This window comes from Streptomyces sp. NPDC045431 (assembly GCF_040646655.1).
In the GTDB taxonomy this organism is placed as follows: domain Bacteria; phylum Actinomycetota; class Actinomycetes; order Streptomycetales; family Streptomycetaceae; genus Streptomyces.
In genome coordinates this window covers 1-17,524 of sequence record NZ_JBEZAQ010000036.1, presented here as the reverse complement: position 1 = coordinate 17,524, position 17,524 = coordinate 1, and the positions used below count along the sequence as shown (strand labels likewise).

14 protein-coding genes and 2 pseudogenes are annotated in these 17,524 nt (G+C 66.5%); 10 read left to right on the top strand and 6 right to left on the bottom strand.

Annotated elements, in window-relative coordinates:
- On the bottom strand, nucleotides 1-296 hold a 296-nt coding region (locus AB0A69_RS33535; RefSeq protein WP_361429860.1), incomplete at its 3' end, for a hypothetical protein.
- Nucleotides 297-980: 684 nt separating this feature from the next.
- Between AB0A69_RS33535 and AB0A69_RS33530 the strand changes: the two genes are divergently transcribed.
- The 4 genes from AB0A69_RS33530 (at nucleotide 981) to AB0A69_RS33515 (ending at nucleotide 6,658) form a co-directional block, all read left to right on the top strand.
- Nucleotides 981-2,150: a hypothetical protein gene (locus tag AB0A69_RS33530; RefSeq protein ID WP_361429858.1), complete on the top strand. Its 1,170-nt coding sequence runs from the start codon at nucleotides 981-983 to the stop codon at nucleotides 2,148-2,150.
- A gap of 69 nt (nucleotides 2,151-2,219) precedes the next feature.
- Nucleotides 2,220-3,080 (top strand): nuclease, encoded by an 861-nt coding sequence (locus tag AB0A69_RS33525; protein ID WP_361429856.1) that lies wholly within the window; start codon nucleotides 2,220-2,222, stop codon nucleotides 3,078-3,080.
- Nucleotides 3,081-3,141: 61 nt separating this feature from the next.
- Nucleotides 3,142-5,178 (top strand): hypothetical protein, encoded by a 2,037-nt coding sequence (locus tag AB0A69_RS33520; RefSeq protein ID WP_361429854.1) that lies wholly within the window; start codon nucleotides 3,142-3,144, stop codon nucleotides 5,176-5,178.
- A gap of 292 nt (nucleotides 5,179-5,470) precedes the next feature.
- A complete protein-coding gene (locus AB0A69_RS33515; protein WP_361429852.1) occupies nucleotides 5,471-6,658 on the top strand; it encodes a hypothetical protein in 1,188 nt (395 codons plus the stop codon).
- Nucleotides 6,659-6,730: 72 nt separating this feature from the next.
- On the opposite strand, the gene AB0A69_RS33510 is transcribed toward AB0A69_RS33515, so the two are convergent.
- The 4 genes and pseudogenes from AB0A69_RS33510 to AB0A69_RS33495 form a co-directional block, all read right to left on the bottom strand.
- Nucleotides 6,731-7,483 carry a hypothetical protein gene (locus AB0A69_RS33510; protein WP_361429850.1) on the bottom strand — a complete coding sequence of 251 codons (753 nt, stop codon included), beginning with the start codon at nucleotides 7,481-7,483 and terminating at the stop codon, nucleotides 6,731-6,733.
- Nucleotides 7,484-7,951: 468 nt separating this feature from the next.
- A pseudogene (locus tag AB0A69_RS33505) lies at nucleotides 7,952-8,438 on the bottom strand (hypothetical protein).
- A 389-nt stretch (nucleotides 8,439-8,827) separates the two neighbouring features.
- Nucleotides 8,828-9,082, bottom strand: a complete 255-nt coding sequence (locus tag AB0A69_RS33500; protein ID WP_361429848.1) for a hypothetical protein — start codon at nucleotides 9,080-9,082, stop codon at nucleotides 8,828-8,830.
- Between the two features lie 372 nt (nucleotides 9,083-9,454).
- Nucleotides 9,455-9,616, bottom strand: coding sequence for a hypothetical protein (locus tag AB0A69_RS33495; RefSeq protein WP_361429846.1), 162 nt, complete (start codon nucleotides 9,614-9,616; stop codon nucleotides 9,455-9,457).
- A 22-nt stretch (nucleotides 9,617-9,638) separates the two neighbouring features.
- Here AB0A69_RS33495 and AB0A69_RS33490 point away from each other — a divergent pair, with 22 nt between their 5' ends.
- The 3 genes from AB0A69_RS33490 (at nucleotide 9,639) to AB0A69_RS33480 (ending at nucleotide 11,748) form a co-directional block, all read left to right on the top strand.
- Nucleotides 9,639-9,848 carry a hypothetical protein gene (locus tag AB0A69_RS33490; protein WP_361429844.1) on the top strand — a complete coding sequence of 70 codons (210 nt, stop codon included), beginning with the start codon at nucleotides 9,639-9,641 and terminating at the stop codon, nucleotides 9,846-9,848.
- A gap of 77 nt (nucleotides 9,849-9,925) precedes the next feature.
- Complete coding sequence (locus AB0A69_RS33485; protein WP_361429842.1) at nucleotides 9,926-10,360, top strand: hypothetical protein; 435 nt, start codon at nucleotides 9,926-9,928, stop codon at nucleotides 10,358-10,360.
- A 1,181-nt stretch (nucleotides 10,361-11,541) separates the two neighbouring features.
- Complete coding sequence (locus tag AB0A69_RS33480) at nucleotides 11,542-11,748, top strand: hypothetical protein (protein ID WP_361429840.1); 207 nt, start codon at nucleotides 11,542-11,544, stop codon at nucleotides 11,746-11,748.
- Between the two features lie 543 nt (nucleotides 11,749-12,291).
- On the opposite strand, the gene AB0A69_RS33475 is transcribed toward AB0A69_RS33480, so the two are convergent.
- Complete coding sequence (locus tag AB0A69_RS33475) at nucleotides 12,292-12,501, bottom strand: hypothetical protein (protein WP_361429838.1); 210 nt, start codon at nucleotides 12,499-12,501, stop codon at nucleotides 12,292-12,294.
- A gap of 2,000 nt (nucleotides 12,502-14,501) precedes the next feature.
- Between AB0A69_RS33475 and AB0A69_RS33470 the strand changes: the two genes are divergently transcribed.
- The 3 genes and pseudogenes from AB0A69_RS33470 (at nucleotide 14,502) to AB0A69_RS33460 (ending at nucleotide 17,105) form a co-directional block, all read left to right on the top strand.
- Nucleotides 14,502-14,996 carry a GNAT family N-acetyltransferase gene (locus AB0A69_RS33470; RefSeq protein ID WP_361429836.1) on the top strand — a complete coding sequence of 165 codons (495 nt, stop codon included), beginning with the start codon at nucleotides 14,502-14,504 and terminating at the stop codon, nucleotides 14,994-14,996.
- A 130-nt stretch (nucleotides 14,997-15,126) separates the two neighbouring features.
- Nucleotides 15,127-15,594, top strand: a pseudogene (locus AB0A69_RS33465) (IS701 family transposase); the annotation flags it as partial.
- A gap of 653 nt (nucleotides 15,595-16,247) precedes the next feature.
- On the top strand, nucleotides 16,248-17,105 hold the full coding sequence (locus AB0A69_RS33460; RefSeq protein WP_361429834.1) for a hypothetical protein: 858 nt from the start codon (nucleotides 16,248-16,250) through the stop codon (nucleotides 17,103-17,105).
- The last annotated feature ends 419 nt before the right edge of the window (nucleotides 17,106-17,524 follow it).

Genomic DNA, 17,524 nt, shown 5'->3' with positions numbered 1-17,524 from the left:
AAGCCCGCCCGCCCCGAAAACGCCTCCCGCGCCCCCGCAACAACGGCACTGGATCCTGACGAGGCGGACCAGCGGTGAAGAAGACCACCAGCCCTTCGCGCGACGGAGGAGAGCACGCTGTCTGACAAAACCTCCTTCAACGTCAGGGTGAATGTGACCCGGTTGAACGGCCCTCCGTCGTCGTCGACGTCGCCGACATGCTGGACGACGTCGAAGGCGAACCTTGGGTCCTTGGGAAGCAGGCGGTACGCCGGGAGGAACCACGTAGCCTCGGGAAAGGGCCCGAAGGCGAGCACGTCAGGGCAGAACTGCTTTCCAGGCGGGGAAGCAGCGGCGCGTCCGGCGGCAGTTCGGCAGTCCTGCTCTCGTTGAGGACCGAGTCGATGTGGTCCCCTGTCCGTTCCACCAGCCAGTGCTTCGGCTCCGCGGCGAGGAACTCGTCAAACGCCTGCTCCATCTGTCCCATGATGTCTCCCCATCGGGGTGATCCGTCTGTTCCGGACGGGCGGCTCAGCCCGTCTCGACGGTCCGACTCCCCGGTACGAAGTCAGCCATGAGACATGAGAACTTCCTGCCGGCGGTCGGGCAGATGTGCTGAATGGGCACCCGGTACGGCCCCCGCGCGTCAGAACGGCACCGTTCCTGGGGGTGCAGGGAGGCTGTTGAGGGGTGTGCTGTGAAGTTACTTCGACTGTAGGTCCGAATCCTCCGGCGTCGCCACCTGACCAGGATCGATCCCGGCCGGGGCCGCTCGGTGCTCCGTCACAGGATGACCGATCGATGCCGCCGACGAGTTCGGGAAAGAGGGTTCTCCAGTGATTCACGCGGTGACTGAACGAGCGCTTCTCCGAGCTGCGGCTCACAGGGGCCCGGATATATGTTGGTAAGTAGAGATTTACGGTAGCGCGTGGCGTGTGCCACAGCGGCGGCGGATCAAGTGCCCGTGCTACGTCACCAAAGGCACACGAAGGGTGACTCCCGTGGCGAAGTTCTGCACAACACCTCGTGCCGCCGGCGCGCCCCGTTGGGCGGCGGCCAAGGTCGGCACGGTTGTCGAGTGGGTGGTCAGACAGGAGTACTGCTTTAGCAAGGGCTGCAACCCATACCAACGGGGCGGTACCGGGACGGACTTCTTCGACGAGAGGTCTGATACGACGCGATGCCGGTTCCTCGCGAGTTTCCTTGCCACCCGCCAGCCGGGAGTGGTCGACGAGACGTTCGTTTCCGGATCGTGCGAGGCGCGGAAGAAGCCTGTCGACGACACCGATGACGAGAACGAACGGTTCGCGGTGCCGGATATCATCACTCACGAGCCGGCGCGCATGGAGTTCTACGAGATAAAACCCGACTCCGACAGCGGCAGGGCGGCCGCGAGAGCGAAGGTGGAGACGTTCCTGTCGCTGATGGACTTCATCGCCGCAAATGACTCCAGGTTCTCGAAATACGAGAAGGGAACGCAGTTCAATCCCGATCGCACCATCACGTTCTACCAGCGCAACTATCTCGGCTTCATCCCTTGCTCGGTCTCCCTGCACTACAGGCGTGCGACGGAGCCGGAGATAGCCGAGGGCGTCATCGTTTACGAGCTCTGCGCGGAGGTGGACGGGGAACTGCTGGAGGCGTTTGCCAAGGCCGTCATCGTCTCGGCGATCATCGCCGCGCTCGCCGCAGCAGCCGTCGTCATCTTCGGCGGCGGAGTGCTGGGGCCGGCTGTGCTCGTCTTCAACTCCCCCATGAGCGGTTCGGTTGGACCGGACGGAGACAACGACCCGCAGGACGTCAGATATGTTCAGGCGCTCGTCAACGACTGGCGGGCAGGCGCGGAGGGAGCTCTCATCGCCATCGACGGTTCGTTCAGCGAGGAGACGGCCGGAGCGCTCTCTGACTTCCAGAGCGCCGCGGGGCTCGAGGACACCGCGGGCAGTCTGACACCGGGTGATGCGACGGAGACCGAGCTGGAGTCGACCCACCTCCACAACCTCATGGCCGCCGCGGACCTGAGCGAGTTCCAGCCGGACGGCCTCGGCGACGTGGTCTACGGTCCGGATCCCGACGGCATCGATGTCGAGCTGGAGGAGGAAGAGGACCTACAGACGGCATTCAACGCTTTCATCCAGCAGTACCTGACGGATCTTCGCAACGTCGTGTAGCGCGGATCGCCGCGCCCTTACCGAGGGTGCCCCCTGGGGGGTGAACGGACCCGCTGCTGAGGAGTCACTATGCCCATGCTGCTCATCAAAGGCTTCTACGACGTCAAGGGGTCGCAGCCCGACGGGGACACGGTTCACTTCACGGCCGACGAACCGGGCGAGTGGAGCCTCGTCGGTGGAGGCGGCGGCCGTGCCGTCGAGCACAGCGCGGTGGGTCGCGCGAAGCTGCGCCTGGATGCGATCGACGCGCTCGAGACCCACTACGGCCCGTCGCGCGACCACCAGCCGCTCCAGTTCGCCCACGCCGCACGCGACGAACTGCTGAGGTCACTCGGCTTCGCCGACGTCCAGCGACAGGCGGACGAGACCGTGACCGCTACTACACCGGAAACGGTTCCCGGGTTCGTCCTCACCCGTGGCGCCGATGTCCACGGCCGCTGCATCGCCCTAGCTGGCGCCGGTACTCCGCCCGGCACGAGCGGCCTGGAGATCGACGTGGACGTCGCCGTTCTGCGGACGACGGTCAACCACCATCTGCTCGTCGAGGGGCTGGTGTACCCGACCTTCTACCGGAGCCTTTTCACTAGTCTCCGCACGGAGATGGCTACCGTGGCCGTGCAGGCACGGGATGCCCGCCGGGGCCTGTGGGCGAGCGACGTGACGACGACCGGGGCGAAAATCACCGGGCCGGCCTCGCTCTCCGACGACGTGGTGATCCTTCCCAAGCTGTTCCGGCGTACCGTGGACTACCTGCGCCTGTCCATGCCCCTGTCGTGCTACCCCGCCTTCCTGGCCGGTGTCCGGGACCGGTATTCCGTCCTGTCCACCGGAGAACGCCGCGCCGGACTGAACCACATCGTCGAGGTGACGAACGGCCAAACGGTGAGGGTCACGCACCAGCCCGAAGACCTGCTCTTCGAGGACGCCTGACGTCTCACCACCCGGAACGGCTGCACACCGACCTGTTCCTTTCTCAGCGGGGAGTTCAATCATGACCGCCTTCGTATCGGGAGTCGGACCGCTATTCGGCCCGAACTTCATTATCGTCACCGCCAATGACGAGACAGGGAAGGAGTTCCGGCTGCAGGTTTACCCGGACGCGCACAACCCCGAGCTGCGGGCCGCCGGATTGCCCACCCAGTACTACTTCCAGCCCGCAGAGGTCTTTCTCGCGAGGAAGCACGACTCCCCGGACGACTTCAACTTCCAGATGACCGTGTTCAAGGGCCTGATGGCGGAGGAGGCTCACGTCTCGCCCGCCGACCTCGTCGGGACAGAGCTGGGCGGCGGCTTCTGCACGTTCTCGACCACGTTCGGCATCCCGCCGAGCGTGATCAGGGGTGCGCTGGAGAAGCTGAAGCACCGAGAGCACGAGATCCCGGGGGACAGGATTGGCCCCTTCTTCAACTTCCAGGAGAACGACCCCTCGCCGTCGCTCGGCATTGTTCCGATCACCACCAGTGCCGTCAGATGCTTCGTGCAAGACCCGGCCGTCACCGGCGGGAAGATCCTGATGACCGCCCAGCACAGCGGCAAGGGCAGCATCGAGGCGCAGGGCTTGTGCTCGTTCCTGATTAGCTGCAACCTACCTGCCGCCGGCCAGATCGCCAGCGCGCTGAAGCAAGGCGCCTCGCCGCCCTTCATGGTCGAGAACGCGCTGCAGGAGAGCTTCTACATCAATGGTGTCACGATCGAGGTCGACGTCGATATCGACAAGGTGTTCGAGTCCTTCTCGGCCGCCGTCTCCGCCGGCGGATTCTTCCGGATCAACTCGCTCGCCGCGGAGTTTGCATACCAGAACTGCGTGACCTCCGGCGCCATCGTCACAAAGATGACGATGAACAACGGCGTTCCGCTCGACCCGGCCACCAAGAAGTGGGTGGACGACCACGTCGACCTGATGCGGAAAACCGCGATCGACCTGGTCAAGACTGAAATCTTCGACTTCGACCCGGCCAAGACCGACTCCAAGGCGTCGGCCGACCGCGGGTGGTTCAGCGAGCTGTTCGGCGGTGCCGCAGTGTCGGTCAAGTCCACGCACGCCCGCAACGGCGTCCACGTCAATCAGAGGCTGATCCTCGACCAGACGGTGACCGTGGACCAGACCGTCACCGGCAACCTGAACGACCTGCTGCCTGCCGTCCGAGACCACCTGAACAAGTACCTGTTCATCGTCGACATCGGTGAGTTCTTCAAGAAGGTCCAGGTCACCGGATCCTGCCGGGTCAACTTCGTGGAGAAGCTCCCCGACGGCACCGAGCTGAAAGACCCGCTTCAGGCAGTCCAGCTGGAAGCCGGTTATCCCAACTTCTCCCAGCCGATCGAGAACGGCCGCGTCAACCTGACCATGAGGACTAACGGGAAGCACTACGTCCCCGGCGAGACACAGCCCAACGGGCAGGAACGGCCCGCCATCTGGGACGAGACGACGGCGAAGGACTTCGTCAGCATCGCGTTCCTGCGATTGGACAACCCTGTCGAAGGCTGGCCGTCGGACCAGGTGCGGCTGCGGAAGACACTGATCTTCGACGGACAGGACCCCCGGGTCAACCTCTCGGAGGCCATCGCTCCTCAGGATCGGTCGATCGCCGTGATCGAGGAGGACGATGACGTCCACGCGCCGATCCTGACCGCCAGCGCGGTCGGCTATGTCTTCGTACGCTTCATGGTCGAGTCGTTCCCGCTCCCGCCCAACGTGCTCCTCGAGATTACGCCGACCATAGGCCAGGACACCTACGCGCCGCTTGTGGTCACCTCAAAGAACGACATGAACGTGCTGTGGGAGGTGTATTCCGACAAGTACGGTGCCGAGACCGAGTTCACCTACACCATGAACGTCCGCGTGAGGGGTCCGCGCTTCTTCGACCGTCCGGTCGTCTTTTCGACCCCCGAGCCGGTCCGGGTTCCCGTGCCGGCAGGACTCATCAAGTACATTCCGCAACTCATCACCCCGATACCGGAGCCGCCCGCGGACCAGATCGAGACCATCGACCGGTACGTGCTCGCGGCGATGACCGCCAACGCGTGACCACGGGCCGCACGTGCCAACCCCGGCCGGGCGGACGCATCGTTGGGGGAGGGCCCAGGCGGCCGGCCTGGACTCCCCGTGTCCCACTCCGCTTTGGACGGCCGGGCGGTGTTCGCCGGTAGTGACGGAACCACCATCATCGTAAGTGCCGACATCACCGACGATCGCCCCACACCGGCCAAGACCACGGTCGACGTTCCACCGGTCAGACGAACGCCCTCCACCGACAGGGGCGTATGCGATGCCAGACAACGCCTTCCCCGTAGGTCCAATCTTCGGGCCCGACTCGCTCGTGATCGACATCGACCGCGGCGGGCCGGGAGACCCGGCTGTCGACGTCCGCATCCGGCCCGATGCTCATAACACCGGTCTCGCGGCCGCCGGCGAACCCACCCGGTACTATTTCGAGCCGCCGCGGGTAACCGTGGCGACGCGCTCAGGCAGCTCCGACCTGGACTTCTCGGCCACCGTCATGCTCCAGGCCCCCGTGGGCCCCCAACCCATCTACCTTGGTGGCTCCTGCACCTTCGCGTGCACCGCCACCCTGCCCGCCGACGCGGCGGCCCGCATCGTCCAGAAGCTCGCAGACCACGACCACCCCGATCCGCCCGCCCGGATCGCCTCCCTGTTCGCCCACCGGAACGGTGGCCCCGCACCCGAGCTCCTCATGGTGCCGATCACCGCCAACACCGTGTCCTGCGTGGTTGAGCACCCACCCACCGGCCCCGGCCCGCTGCTCATGAGCGTCCAAGGCGGACCGGGAGGCGGCATCGACATTCAGGCACGCAGCTCCTTCCTGGTGTCCTTCAGTCCGGCCGCGGCTGAGGCGGTCGTGACTAACCTCCGGGACGCCGCCGCGCCTCCCTTCCTCGTCCGTAACGTGCTCACCGAACAGTTCGACACCGGGCAGGCGACGGTCGTCACGGACGCCGACATCGACATCGGAAAACTGCACGCGGTGTTCGCGGCGACCGTACCGCCCGAAGAACCCTGGCCCGGCGGTGAGGCCGCAGGCGCCGCATACCGTGCCGCCGTCGCGACCGGCGCCATCACGACGCGTGTGACCGAATCACGCCCGGCCGACACCTCCCACGGGACCGCGCCGACCGGGACGGGCACCACCCCAATGGTGGGACCCATGCTCCTGGACCCCGCCGCCAGTGCATGGATCAGCAACACCAACGAACTCCGCAAGGCCGTCTTCCGCCTTGCTGGGGGCTCGCTCTTCGATGTCACCGCCGCCCCAGCCCCCGAACCCGGGCAGGGCGGACGTGCTGCGCCCGCGTGGTGGTCCGCGATCTTCGGCGACGCTCAGGTGACGCTCAGGGGCGAACCGCCGCCAGGCAGCGTGCACCTGAGCGAGAGGCTGATCACGCACGGTGCGGTCACTATGGAGCACATGGTCGAAGGCGGTCTGACTGAGGTGGCCGAGGCGGCCCGAACCGAGCTGGACAAGTACCTGACGGTGATTGCCGTCTGACGGACGACAGATCCCGATCACCTACCAGCCCGAGACTTGCACCTTAGGGGGAATCAGGCGGGTGGCGAGAGGTCAGACCTGGGCGGCGGCCACCAGCGCGGTGAGCAAACGACGGGTCTTGCTCTCGGGGACCTCGGACAGCGTCACCCCTCGTTCGAGCACCGCCTCTTCGAGTTCGCGCTGCTTCCGCTCGGCCTGTTCCTTGAACTCCTCCTCATCGTCACCGCGCTTGGGCGTCACACGGATCGAAGCCTCCAAGAACTCCAGGCCGACGGCTGACCACGCCTCCAGGTCGACCTCCAGGTCGTCGAGCGACACCTCGTCCACCTTGGTGCAGAAGATCGGCCCCAGAGCGACCAGCCCGTCGAACCGGACATCGCGCGCACAGGCGTGCAGGAACTGGTCCTGCACCTCGTCTATCGACGCTGAGGGATCGGCCCCGGGTTCAACAGCGGCGTCCAGCACCCCCGGCACGTGTGTATGCACCAGGGAGGCCGCCAGCACGCGGCCGCGCCTCGACCAGTCCTCCTCGATCCTGTACGTGAACGGCTCCACTTCAAACGGGGCAGAGAACCGGCCGACCAGCTGTTCCCGGGTGCAGGGACGCAACTTGACGGCTAGGTCGTCCGGATCTCCACCGATTCTGAGCCGTATGATCACACCGCCGTCCAGGAGCGGTACCTTCCCCTGTGCCACACCGTCCCGTGCCTCGGCGAACCAGACTTGACGCGACATCAGGGCGCCCTGTGAAGCGGTGAGAGCCGACAGCGCCCCAGGCACGTCGCTCTCGATGGTGACCTTGATTTCGACCGGCAGCAGGTCCATGACTTCTCCTGCGCACGTCTCAAAAGCCTATGAAATTCCCCGTCCAGGATATCGGAACTGCCTGTGGCAGGCCGTCCGGGTATCTCCCGCGCACACCGCCCTGACCTGCACGGTCATTGACCAGTCGCGCCAGGAGCAGCGAGGCCGATTGAGGCTGCCATGATAGTCGCCATAGCGGCAGGTTACCGTCCGCTGGCGACGCAGATTCGAGTAAGCGAGGATACCCATAAGCGTTCCTCGTGGATCAATGGATTCGATGTTACGCCAAATATATCTATTCAGGCATCAAGCAGGGTAGTCAAACCCTTTTGAGGTCCTGCAAACTGGGACCCGCCACGACCGACCATGCCGCCACCGAGTGACCGGGTCCGGACGGCGCATCACTTCTGTCAGCCAGTCTACTAATCACCGAAGAAACGTGGCAACTACATGAATCGACCTGATCGGATGCCAGGATTGCCTGATCGATCAAGTTCGTAGCCAGATGGTGAGGGCTGCCGCGGTCGTGGTGCCGAGGTAGACGCAGCCGCGCTTGTCTTAGCGGGTTGTGACGGCCGGGACTGTTTCAGGCGGTTGATCGCCCACTCGACGGTGTTGCGCTTCTTGCGGCGGTCCTCATCGAAGCCTGGTGGCCGCCCGCCGGGTGAGCCTTTGCGCATGACGCGGGGGCTGGCGACGGGTCAGTGCGGGCGCTGGGCACATGCTGATGAGCGCGGACGACGGTGGAGTCCACCGAGATGTTCCAGTCGATCTCACCCGCCGTGTCGGCCTCGGTCTGGACCTACTGGAGCAGTCGGTCCCACATGCCGGCGGACCAGAGCCGGTGGCGTTCATAGACGGTCTTGCACGGGCCGAACCGCTCGGGCAAGTCACGCCCGGAACCCCGGTGCAGAATCCCGTCGATCACCTGCTGATGATCAGGCCACCGGTCACAACGCCGGTTGCTGACCGGCATGAACGGCCGCAGCCGTTGCCACTCAGCTTCCGTCAGATAACCCCGCCCCGTGACCACATTAACGACCTCAGCGTGGCCGATCACATGATCGGCCGGACAAGTCCTAAGCGGCGGCGCGGCGCACGCCTCCCGCGCCGCCGCTCCCCGAACCTCCCGGAGTCACTCGCATGTCCGTCCATCCCCCTGCACCCGAGCTCGCCCCCGCCCGGCCCGCTCCGGCGACACCTGCCACGTTCCACCCCAAGCGCCCCACCGTCCCGTCCTACGGGCTGGGCACCGACAGGACGGCGATCCTGCTGCCAGCCCGCCGGTTCAGGTCTGCAGAATCCCCCCCCGGCCGCCCTGAAGCTGACACCTGCCAACCGGTTCGCCGCGCAGTTCCTCAACCATCACTGCGGGTCATTGGCACGACGCCGTTCAGCACGACGATCACGAGTCGCGTCCCGGCGAGCCAGAAGCAGCTGCCACAGCTGCAAGCGATGAGCGCTGGTCTGCGGCATCACCGCATTCGTCAGCGCGATCAGGCCGGCGAACACCGACATGACGACCGGCAGCACGAGTGGCACCGAGCCAAAGCAGTCAGAGCAGTTGCGCCCCCTCCTCCCAGGCCCATCACGGTCACCGGTGCGGGGGATCTTCAACATTTGAGCCTCCTACTGAACCGCTGGGCAGTCTTTCTCCGACCTCGTGCTATGAAATTACGGCGGGAGACTGCCCTTGAAACCGGCGTCCGCCGGGAAATCCTTGGGTGCTCGATGAGCGGGCTTACCTAGCGTTTCGGCAATTTACTGTCCTCTTGGGACAGGCGGCACAGGTCACGGCCCCATGCCCTTGTTGTCGGTGTTGTTATTGAACCTGGTCTTCTCCTAGTTCTTGAGGTGGACCTGGTCCTTGTTGACCTACGCGGGGTCCTTGTTCCTCCGCAGGTTCTCGAACTCGTTGTTCTTCAACTCGTTCCGTCGCGCCGAAGCCAATGAGTTCAGCCGTTACTGATGCCGGTTGGTGACGGTCAACGGTCAGTCTCGAAGCCAGGCCACAAGTTCCTGGCTGATCCGGCCGCGCACGGCCTGGAGCCGGACCTGTCCGACCTGATCGTCGTTCACGCCATCACCGGTGATGAATTTGTCGACTTGCTCGACTACGTCAACCGCCTGGTCCTGCCGCTGCTGCGCGCCCATTCGGTAGGGTCCGCCACTACCGGTGGCTCGGCGTCGAGCGGTTCCTGTTCGCCTCGAGTTCCAGGCCGCCTGCCGCGAACTCGACATCATCCCCACCGGCACCAGCACCGGCCCCTGGCACGAGCACACCAACACCCAGATCCGCGACACGATGTATGTGCTGGTCGCGATCGGCCTCACTCATCTAGACCTCGGCAGGCCTCAGGGCGCGCTGAGAGGTGTGCGTCACTAGACTGGTGCTATCCGGCAGGCGCTTGCCGCCCGCAGGGGGATGTCCTCGACGTCCGGGGGTTTGCTATGCGGAATAACGTGTCGAAGACCGCGGCGGTCCTGTTCACCGTCGCAGGGGTCTCGTTGTCTATGGCCCCGCCCGCCGATGCAGCACCGATCACGCGCAGCTTCTCGGTAGCCGTCTATAACGCCGGTCAGGCCAGGGCTCACGTTGATGGAATCATCAACTGGACCGGCCCCCAGACCTACTCCATCCCGCACGCCTTCTTGCGGGACACCTCGTGTGACGGGCACACGGTTCACTTCCGCCTGGTCATGAACGGAAAGTGGAAGGGCCCAGAGCGTGAAAACCGCGACGGCTGCAACACTACGAAGATCTTCAGCAGGATCTCCGCATCGAGCGAGGAGCAGATGTTTTACATCAGGTACGTGGAGGTTCAGGTCTGCCGCAACGAACTCAGGGACACGTGTGCCGCGAAGCGGTATTGGAACCCACATCTTTCCGAGTCCTGAGGCGGCTCGCAGCGGTGTTCCCGCGTGTGAGTCTGCGCTGAACTCGCATGGCTGGATGGCTCACCTCAAAGCTTCCGGCGCATCCCCCAACCTCCACGTGCGTGCCCAGGTCGGGGGCGGTTTCGTCGTACGACAAACCCGAGACCCGAGCTCTCCGCACGATGGGTTCGGCTCGCGCCATCTGGAAGACTGGGCCACCTGAGGAGTGTCGTCGGACCGTTCCACCGGCTGTGCCGACGGGCCGCGCACGCCATTGCTGGCAGCGCTGGCACGGTCCTGGTCTGGCTCTCGGTTGATGCCGACGCGGCTCCGCCGCTGCGCCGGGGCCGTGCTGCCGCGCCTGCCGCCCGGTCGCCGATGGCCTCGCCCGGCTTCCGCCGGGCGCCAACTGGAGCCGGTCGACGCCGCGGCGGCCGCCCACCTGCGCGACCAGATCCACCCCCCGGTGACCGCGTACGCGGCCGCGCTGGAGCGGGCTGGCTACCCGCCGCGCCTGTTCTTCTCCCGCGCCTTCACCATCGACACCGGCCAGATCGTCAACCAGTGCCGCGCGACACCGCAGCCTGCACGGTCGCCCTCATGCTGTCGCCCGAGGCGTTGGGCTGATCCCGCGCCAGCGAGGTGAACCCGTCCGAGGCCGTCCACTGCACCAGCACCCCGGCCGGCCCCTCCGTCACGGTAAGGCCCGGCCTGACGCTCGTCGCGTCCTCCTCGACAGTGCGGATCGCCGACTAGCAGCCGCGGGACGAGAGAGGATGTCTGCTGTGGACATACGCGGGTTCGACAGGGAGTTCGGGGCGTGGTGTGTGACGGTCGCGCCGATGGGTGTGGGCGAGGCGCTGGCCTGCGTGGGGGTGCGGTCGCCTGAGCCGGTGCCTGACGCGCTGGCAGAGCTTGGCCGACGGGCGGGGTCGGCGTGGGGCAGAGATGGCCGCTGCAAGTACGACAACGTTCTCGTAGTGGGGCGCGAGGCGGGGCCGGGGTGGTCGCTGCTCGTCGAGTGCGAGCGAGGGGACCGCCGGATGGGTCGGTGCCAGACCGGATGTCCTGACGGAACTGTCCCGCCCCGGGAGGCCGGTGTGCAGCGTGTACGGGGACCCGAACCGCACGCAGGCTCTCGTCTGGGAGGGCGGCCCGCACCCGGCCGGGTTGATCCGGAGACGGGCCGCCGGTGGGGTCCGATGACGCCCGCTCTGGATCAGGCGCTGACCGGTGCAGGGTTCTCCCAGGACGGCAGCGGCCGCACGCCGCGCCTTGCCGGGATGCTGCGGGCTAAGCTGGCCGCGCTCGCCGTGCTGACAGTGACCGGCGTCGACCTCATGGATGCCGGGGTGTTCACGGGCCCGTGGACCGGCGGTCTGTCCCCGCAGCCCCGGCCAGGCGCGTGAGCGTCGGCGTGCGGGTCAGCCGGTGAACGGCCGCCACAGGGCCGCCTCGCCCGAGTCGAGCGGCAGCCCCCACACCAGGCGTTCCCCGATCAGGCCGGGCTCGTAGCCGACGGCCCGGGTTCTCCAACGTGTCGGCCATCTCCTCCAGCAGCATCGTCAGCGATGCGCCCCAGACGGTGCGCTCGCCCATGTCGGACCAGTGGGCGGTCTGTCGTTCCACCGCTTGCGCGATGGCCGGGTCCGCCTGGCGCAGTCGCACGGCTTGGCGGTGCGCTTCGAGGGCTCGGAGGTAGCCCTCCGACGGAACGGGGAACGGCGCCGACGTGGCGGGCGTGGTCGGCGGCGGGGTCGGATCGGCGCCGCCGCGGCGGCGCTCTGGTCTTCCCGGGGGCGGGCGGCACGATGTGTAGGGCGAGCACGCTTGCCGTCAGCCCTGCCCCGGACTCTGCGTACAACGGCCGTGCGGACCGCACTGTTCGCCGCCGCAACTGCGTGCCAGAGCAGCAGGTCGACGCATGACTACCTGCCAGGTGTTCCGCGGTGTCAGGAAGGCAGCCAGTGAGGCCACCAGGCCGGGACGTTGTCCAGCCTGCAGGTGCCGTTGGTGTCGTTGCCTACCCCGAATGGTGTGCCGAACCACGAGAAGTGAAGCAGGGTCATTGCGGTGAGCGCGAGCACGAACGTTGTGCCGGTAGGAGTAGGCGCAGCGCGGAGGATGGCGTTCGACGGATCAGGGCAGTAGGTGTCGCCCATGCCACGGGTCCCAGGAGAGCCGCTGTGGTGATGGTGAGTGCGCTTCCCAGGTCCACCAGTCGAAGAGGCTTGGGTGCTCGCGGAGTATTACAGCGCATGTTCGGCGTGCTGCCCGGGACAGCTGGTAGGCACCGTATCCGGCCGCTGCCCCTGCGAGAAGTGTTGCACAGCCGGACGCCCAGGGCGGGTTGGGTCGCATCTCCATGCCTGTGAGGGACTGCTGTACGGGTGAGAGGGTTCCCGTTCGCTGACAGGCAGTGACATCGATCAAGCCAATCCGCACTGCGTTCGAAAGCCGGTTGAACTATTGTTCGAAAATTGCGAGGGCAGAGTTGCCGCAGGGGCCTGAAGTTGCAGGTCCTTGAGGAGACCAGTCGAACGACACGGAGGTTCAACTTGCGTTCCGTCACGCGTGCCCAGTGGGGCGCACGACCGCCCTGGGAGAGCTACACGCCGATCACATCGCCCCTCGGTGTGAAGGTCCACTACCTGGGCACCCTGTTCACCGGCCGTGAACACTGACAGTGCGTCGGCTAGATGCAGGACATCCGGAACGAGCACATGGACAACAACGCCGAGGGTTACTTCCACATCGTGTACAACCCCGGCGTGTGCCAACACGGTTACGTCTTCGAGGCCGCGGCAAGGGCAACCGCAGCGGCGCCAATGGGAACCAGACCCTCACCGCGCAGCACTACGCGGTGGTGGCCTTTCTCGGCAACACCGGTGTCACCCAGCCCAGCCAGAGCCAGATCACCGGCATCCAGGACGCCATCGCCTACCTGCGTCGGGCTGGAGCCGGGCAGGAGATTCGCGGACACCGAGACGGCCACCCCACCCAGTGCCCCGGCTACGCGCTCTACAGTCTGGTGAAGGACGGGTCGCTGAATCCGGGCATCCTCTACAACGGAGGCACGCACACCGCCCAGGTCAACGAGACTCTCGGCTCGATCAGTCTCAAGTACAACGTGCCGAGACCTACATCATTGCCGTCGATCACATCCGCGGTGGCGCGGGAGCGGCGCCGGCACGGCGGGGCCACACGGCGCGCGGCGAGCTCGGGCAGCCGGTCAGTCCACGGCGCCCTCGGCCAGCTTGCTCCGCGCCGCCCGCTGCTCGCGCAGCCGCTCCAGCCGGGTCGCCAGCAAGCACTCGGCCGTGCGCTCCCGGGCGGAGTCGGCGGCGTTCGTTGCCGCCGCGACGGCATCCGGGCCCGTTCGGGTTGTGCTGGAAACCAGCGCCTCCCCTGCTCGCTCTTGTACGCCCGCCGGGGCTCCGCTTCGGCTTCCTCGGTCCGCCCCAGCGGCCCGAGAGCGCTGCTGCGGTACTCCGGCAGGGCCTGCTCGACGGCCTGGAGCGCGGCGAAGACGAGCGCGGACGCCGCCGAAGCCGGGTCCGCATCCTGGCTCCACCAGCTCCAGGAACTCGCTCCGGGCGCTCCCGATGTCCGCCTTTGGAAGCCTCGCCCCCCGGTCACACGTCCGCACGCAGCCGGACCACCCGCGGGATGACGGCGTGCCGCGCGGTGCCCTCTTCGACTTCGGCGACCAGACCGGGCCGCACAGGGGTGTGCTGCGTCTCACCGATTCGGCTCGTAGGCGAGGCCCGGTCCGCGCGGCAGTGTGCGGACGATCGAGGCGAGCGCAACGGGCAGCGGGGGCCGCAGAGGCTGGGGGGTATTCACCGGCCAAGCATCACCAACGTTCGCGTGGGAGTGGGCGCCTTGCGGGCGGCGCGTCCCGGCGCCGCTGGTTCTTTACGCCGTAAAGACGAGCAGGGCGCGGCCGAGGGTGGAGTCGGTCGCGCCCGGTGTGCGGGTTTACTGGTCTCCGTCCGGGCCGTGACGCAGGTAGTCGTATACCTGGCAGGCCTTGCCCCAGAGGTCGGCGGCGCGGGCGTGTCCTTCCTAGTACTCCAGTCGTAGATCGTTATGTGCCCTGGTCTTGGAGCTGTCTGCAAAACCAGGTGGCCTCAGCGGACCATCTGGGTAAGGTCGGGCAATGCCCATGCTGAAGCCGCTGCGTGCCGGCCACGCCCCGGCGGTCCTGGCCTTCGAGCTGGCGAACCGCGCCTACTTCGCTGCCTCGATCTCCGACCGCGGCGACGACTTCTTCGACCAGTTCACCGACCGGTACAACGCCTCGCTGGCCGAGCAGGAGGCCGGCATCTGCGCCTTCTACGTGCTCGTCGCCGAGGACGGCTCAGCACTCGGCAGGTTCAACCTGTACGACTTGCAGGACGGCACTGCCAGACTCGGCTACCGGGTCGCGGAGCGGGTCGCCGGCCGCGGCGTGGCGACCGCGACCGTCCAAGAGCTGTGCCGGATGGCGACAGTGCGGCACGGCCTGCGCACACTGCGGGCGGCCACCTCCCACGACAACGCCGCGTCCCAGAAAGTTTTGGCCAAGGCCGGGTTCATCCCGGTTGGCCCTGCCACCCCGGCCGATCTCGGCGGCAAGTCAGGCACCTGGTACCAGCGCGACCTCCAGCCATAGACCTTGATCTTGCTCGTGGGTCGGCTGCGGGAAGGCTGCGGCCACCGCTGATCATCGGTGTGTGAAGACTAACGATCTTGCGATGGCCGCAGGTCACAGCGTAGACCCTGCCCGCTGGCAGGAAGCGTTCCTGGCCGAACCTCGATCCGGCAGTCATCAGCTGCTGATCCGCCGCAACCGCACGACCGGTGAACTGGCCTACTACCGCTGCTGGTCGCCAGCCCCGGTGCCGCTGGCCACGCTGGTGCGCGTCGCCGGGTCGAGATGGCGGGTAGAGGAGCCTTTCCAGGCAGGAAAGGGCCTGGCCGGACTAGACGAACACCAAGTCCGCCGCTTCACCTCGTGGTCCCGCTGGGTCACCCTGGCCATGCTCGCTCACGCCTTCCTCGCTGTCGTCCGTGCTGACGAACACGCCCGCCATCCCGCCCCGGACGGACCGAACCCGCTCACTTGCAACCAGACCCAGCGGCTGTTCACAGCATTCGTCCGACCCATGTGCGACATGGCCCACCGGCTCGGCTCGTCCGCCTGGCGACGCCGCCATCAGGCCCGAGCCAGGGCCAGCCATTACCGCCGACAGGCCGCGAATCAGACATGAGGATCACGATCTACGACTGGAGTACTAACGCCGTTTTAGCTAGTCAATGGGACCTGAAGGCATGCAGGGGCCCGCACCGCTCAATCGGAGCAGCGAAGGGAAACCTGCCGCCGTGAAGCAGCAACGGCCGCGCCGCGGCGTGTCAACGCCTCGCCCGATGCCCGCCCGTCACATGGTGGCCGCCGAGAGCCTCGCCGCTTCTCGCCCATGCCACCATCAAGCGTTCACCCGCATTGGTGCCCCCTGAGGCATACGCGTGGTGCAGGCCCGACACACAAGAAGCGTATTTGTCCGAGTTGTCCCTTACGCAGTACTGTCCGGGCGATGCCGAGGAGGTTCCGAATGCGACGAGTGACCCGTCGTGTGACGCTGGTTGGGCTATTGGTGGCATGTTGCCTGGCTGTCGCCGCCTGCAACGGAGAGGAGGGTGAAGACGAGCCGACTGCGAGCCCATCGCCGGAAGCCACCACCCAGACCACTCCGGAAACCGAACAGCCCACAGACGCACCCCCGCCGGACGTGCCGCCCCCCACAGACGGCGGCGGGGACCCCAACGTGCCTCCCCCTCCCCCTCCACCCACCGGCGAGGTACCGAAGCCCGACGGCACTGATGGTCCCCCAACTGACGGAATCACCCCAGGCGCCGCCCGACCGTGAGCAACCCGGCAAGCGAGAGACGGGATTCCGGGCGCGATGCCGCCTCCACGGCGATCCTGAAACTTGTCGTCGCGGAGGCGTCCTTCATCGCGGCGCTGATGTTTTACGTGGGACTGATCTATACCAGCCGCTACTACCGCAACTTCCATCTGTCGCCCTCCTCCCTCGGCTTCGGATTCTCCGAATACGTCGTTGAGAGTCTGCAAGTGCTGTCGCGCCCGGTCCTCATCGCTGTTGTCGCTCTGCTCTTGCTCACAAGTGCACCGCACTTCATCAGGCGTCTTCCGGTGTCCAGCCGCCTCAGGCGGGGCGCCGCAGCCGTGTGGGGTGTCGTGGCAGGGCAGTACTGGCTGGTCGTGGCGGCCGGCCTTGTGCTCTTCGTGTTCTGGTCGCGCATCGAGCCGTACTGGATTGCCCCGGCCACGGTGGCCGCCGGTCTGCTGATGGGGCAGAGCGCGCCCGCGCTGCGCGGCAGGGGGCAAAGGCTGCTGGACAGGGCCGTGCCGCTCTTCGCTGCTCTGGCGTTCCTGCTTCTCGCCATCACCCTGCTTGCGGCACAGCTCGGCGATCGCGAGGCGAAGCAGGCGGCGCGCCATGTCGTCCGCTGGCCCGGGGTCATCCTCTTCAGCACCGAGCCTTTGAGCCTGAGAGGCCCGTCCGGCCTCAGGGCCGAGGACCTTGGCACAGGCACGCATCTGCGCTACCGCTACTCGGGTCTGCGGCTGCTCATCCAGCGCGAAGGCCGCTACTACGTGGTTCCCGTCGGATGGAATGCGGCGACCGACTCCGTATACATCTTCCGGGAGAACGACACAATGCGGATCGAACTGACGCCGGGCGTCCGGCGAGCCTAAACGCCGGGATGAGCTTCTCCAGCCCACCCCTGATCACGCTCGGCGGGATGCCGAACGTGGTCGAGAAAGTGCAGAAGCTGCCGCCCAACTCGGTCCCGACGAGGTCAGCGGGCGATATGTCGGCCTCCTCCGCCATCCACCGTCAGCCGCCTCCCTGCCACCCCGAACCGACAGCAGAAGACTCGCGGCCCCCACCCCATCACCGCATCAACAACGGTGCACTTTCGTCCGTACGAGGTGGTGCACGTTCACTTGTACGCCGACAACGAGTCGTCCACGCGGCTCGGCCGACACCGCTGGGTGGTCGAGAGAACGGTCTCCTGGCTAAGGGCTGTCCCGTAACTGCTGGCCACGGGTGAGATGATCTTGTCGTGTCTGGTGTGATCACGGCGTCGGAGCCCTCCTGGATAGCCCCGTTC

Excerpts from the sequence above, each read along its gene's own strand:
- AB0A69_RS33525 (WP_361429856.1), top strand. The coding sequence starts at position 2,220 with ATGCCCATGCTGCTCATCAAAGGCTTCTACGACGTCAAGGGGTCGCAG.
- AB0A69_RS33520 (WP_361429854.1), top strand. The coding sequence starts at position 3,142 with ATGACCGCCTTCGTATCGGGAGTCGGACCGCTATTCGGCCCGAACTTC.
- AB0A69_RS33510 (WP_361429850.1), bottom strand. The coding sequence starts at position 7,483 with ATGGACCTGCTGCCGGTCGAAATCAAGGTCACCATCGAGAGCGACGTG.
- AB0A69_RS33500 (WP_361429848.1), bottom strand. The coding sequence starts at position 9,082 with ATGTTGAAGATCCCCCGCACCGGTGACCGTGATGGGCCTGGGAGGAGG.
- AB0A69_RS33495 (WP_361429846.1), bottom strand. The coding sequence starts at position 9,616 with ATGGGCGCGCAGCAGCGGCAGGACCAGGCGGTTGACGTAGTCGAGCAA.
- AB0A69_RS33480 (WP_361429840.1), top strand. The coding sequence starts at position 11,542 with ATGACGCCCGCTCTGGATCAGGCGCTGACCGGTGCAGGGTTCTCCCAG.
- AB0A69_RS33475 (WP_361429838.1), bottom strand. The coding sequence starts at position 12,501 with ATGGGCGACACCTACTGCCCTGATCCGTCGAACGCCATCCTCCGCGCT.
- AB0A69_RS33470 (WP_361429836.1), top strand. The coding sequence starts at position 14,502 with ATGCCCATGCTGAAGCCGCTGCGTGCCGGCCACGCCCCGGCGGTCCTG.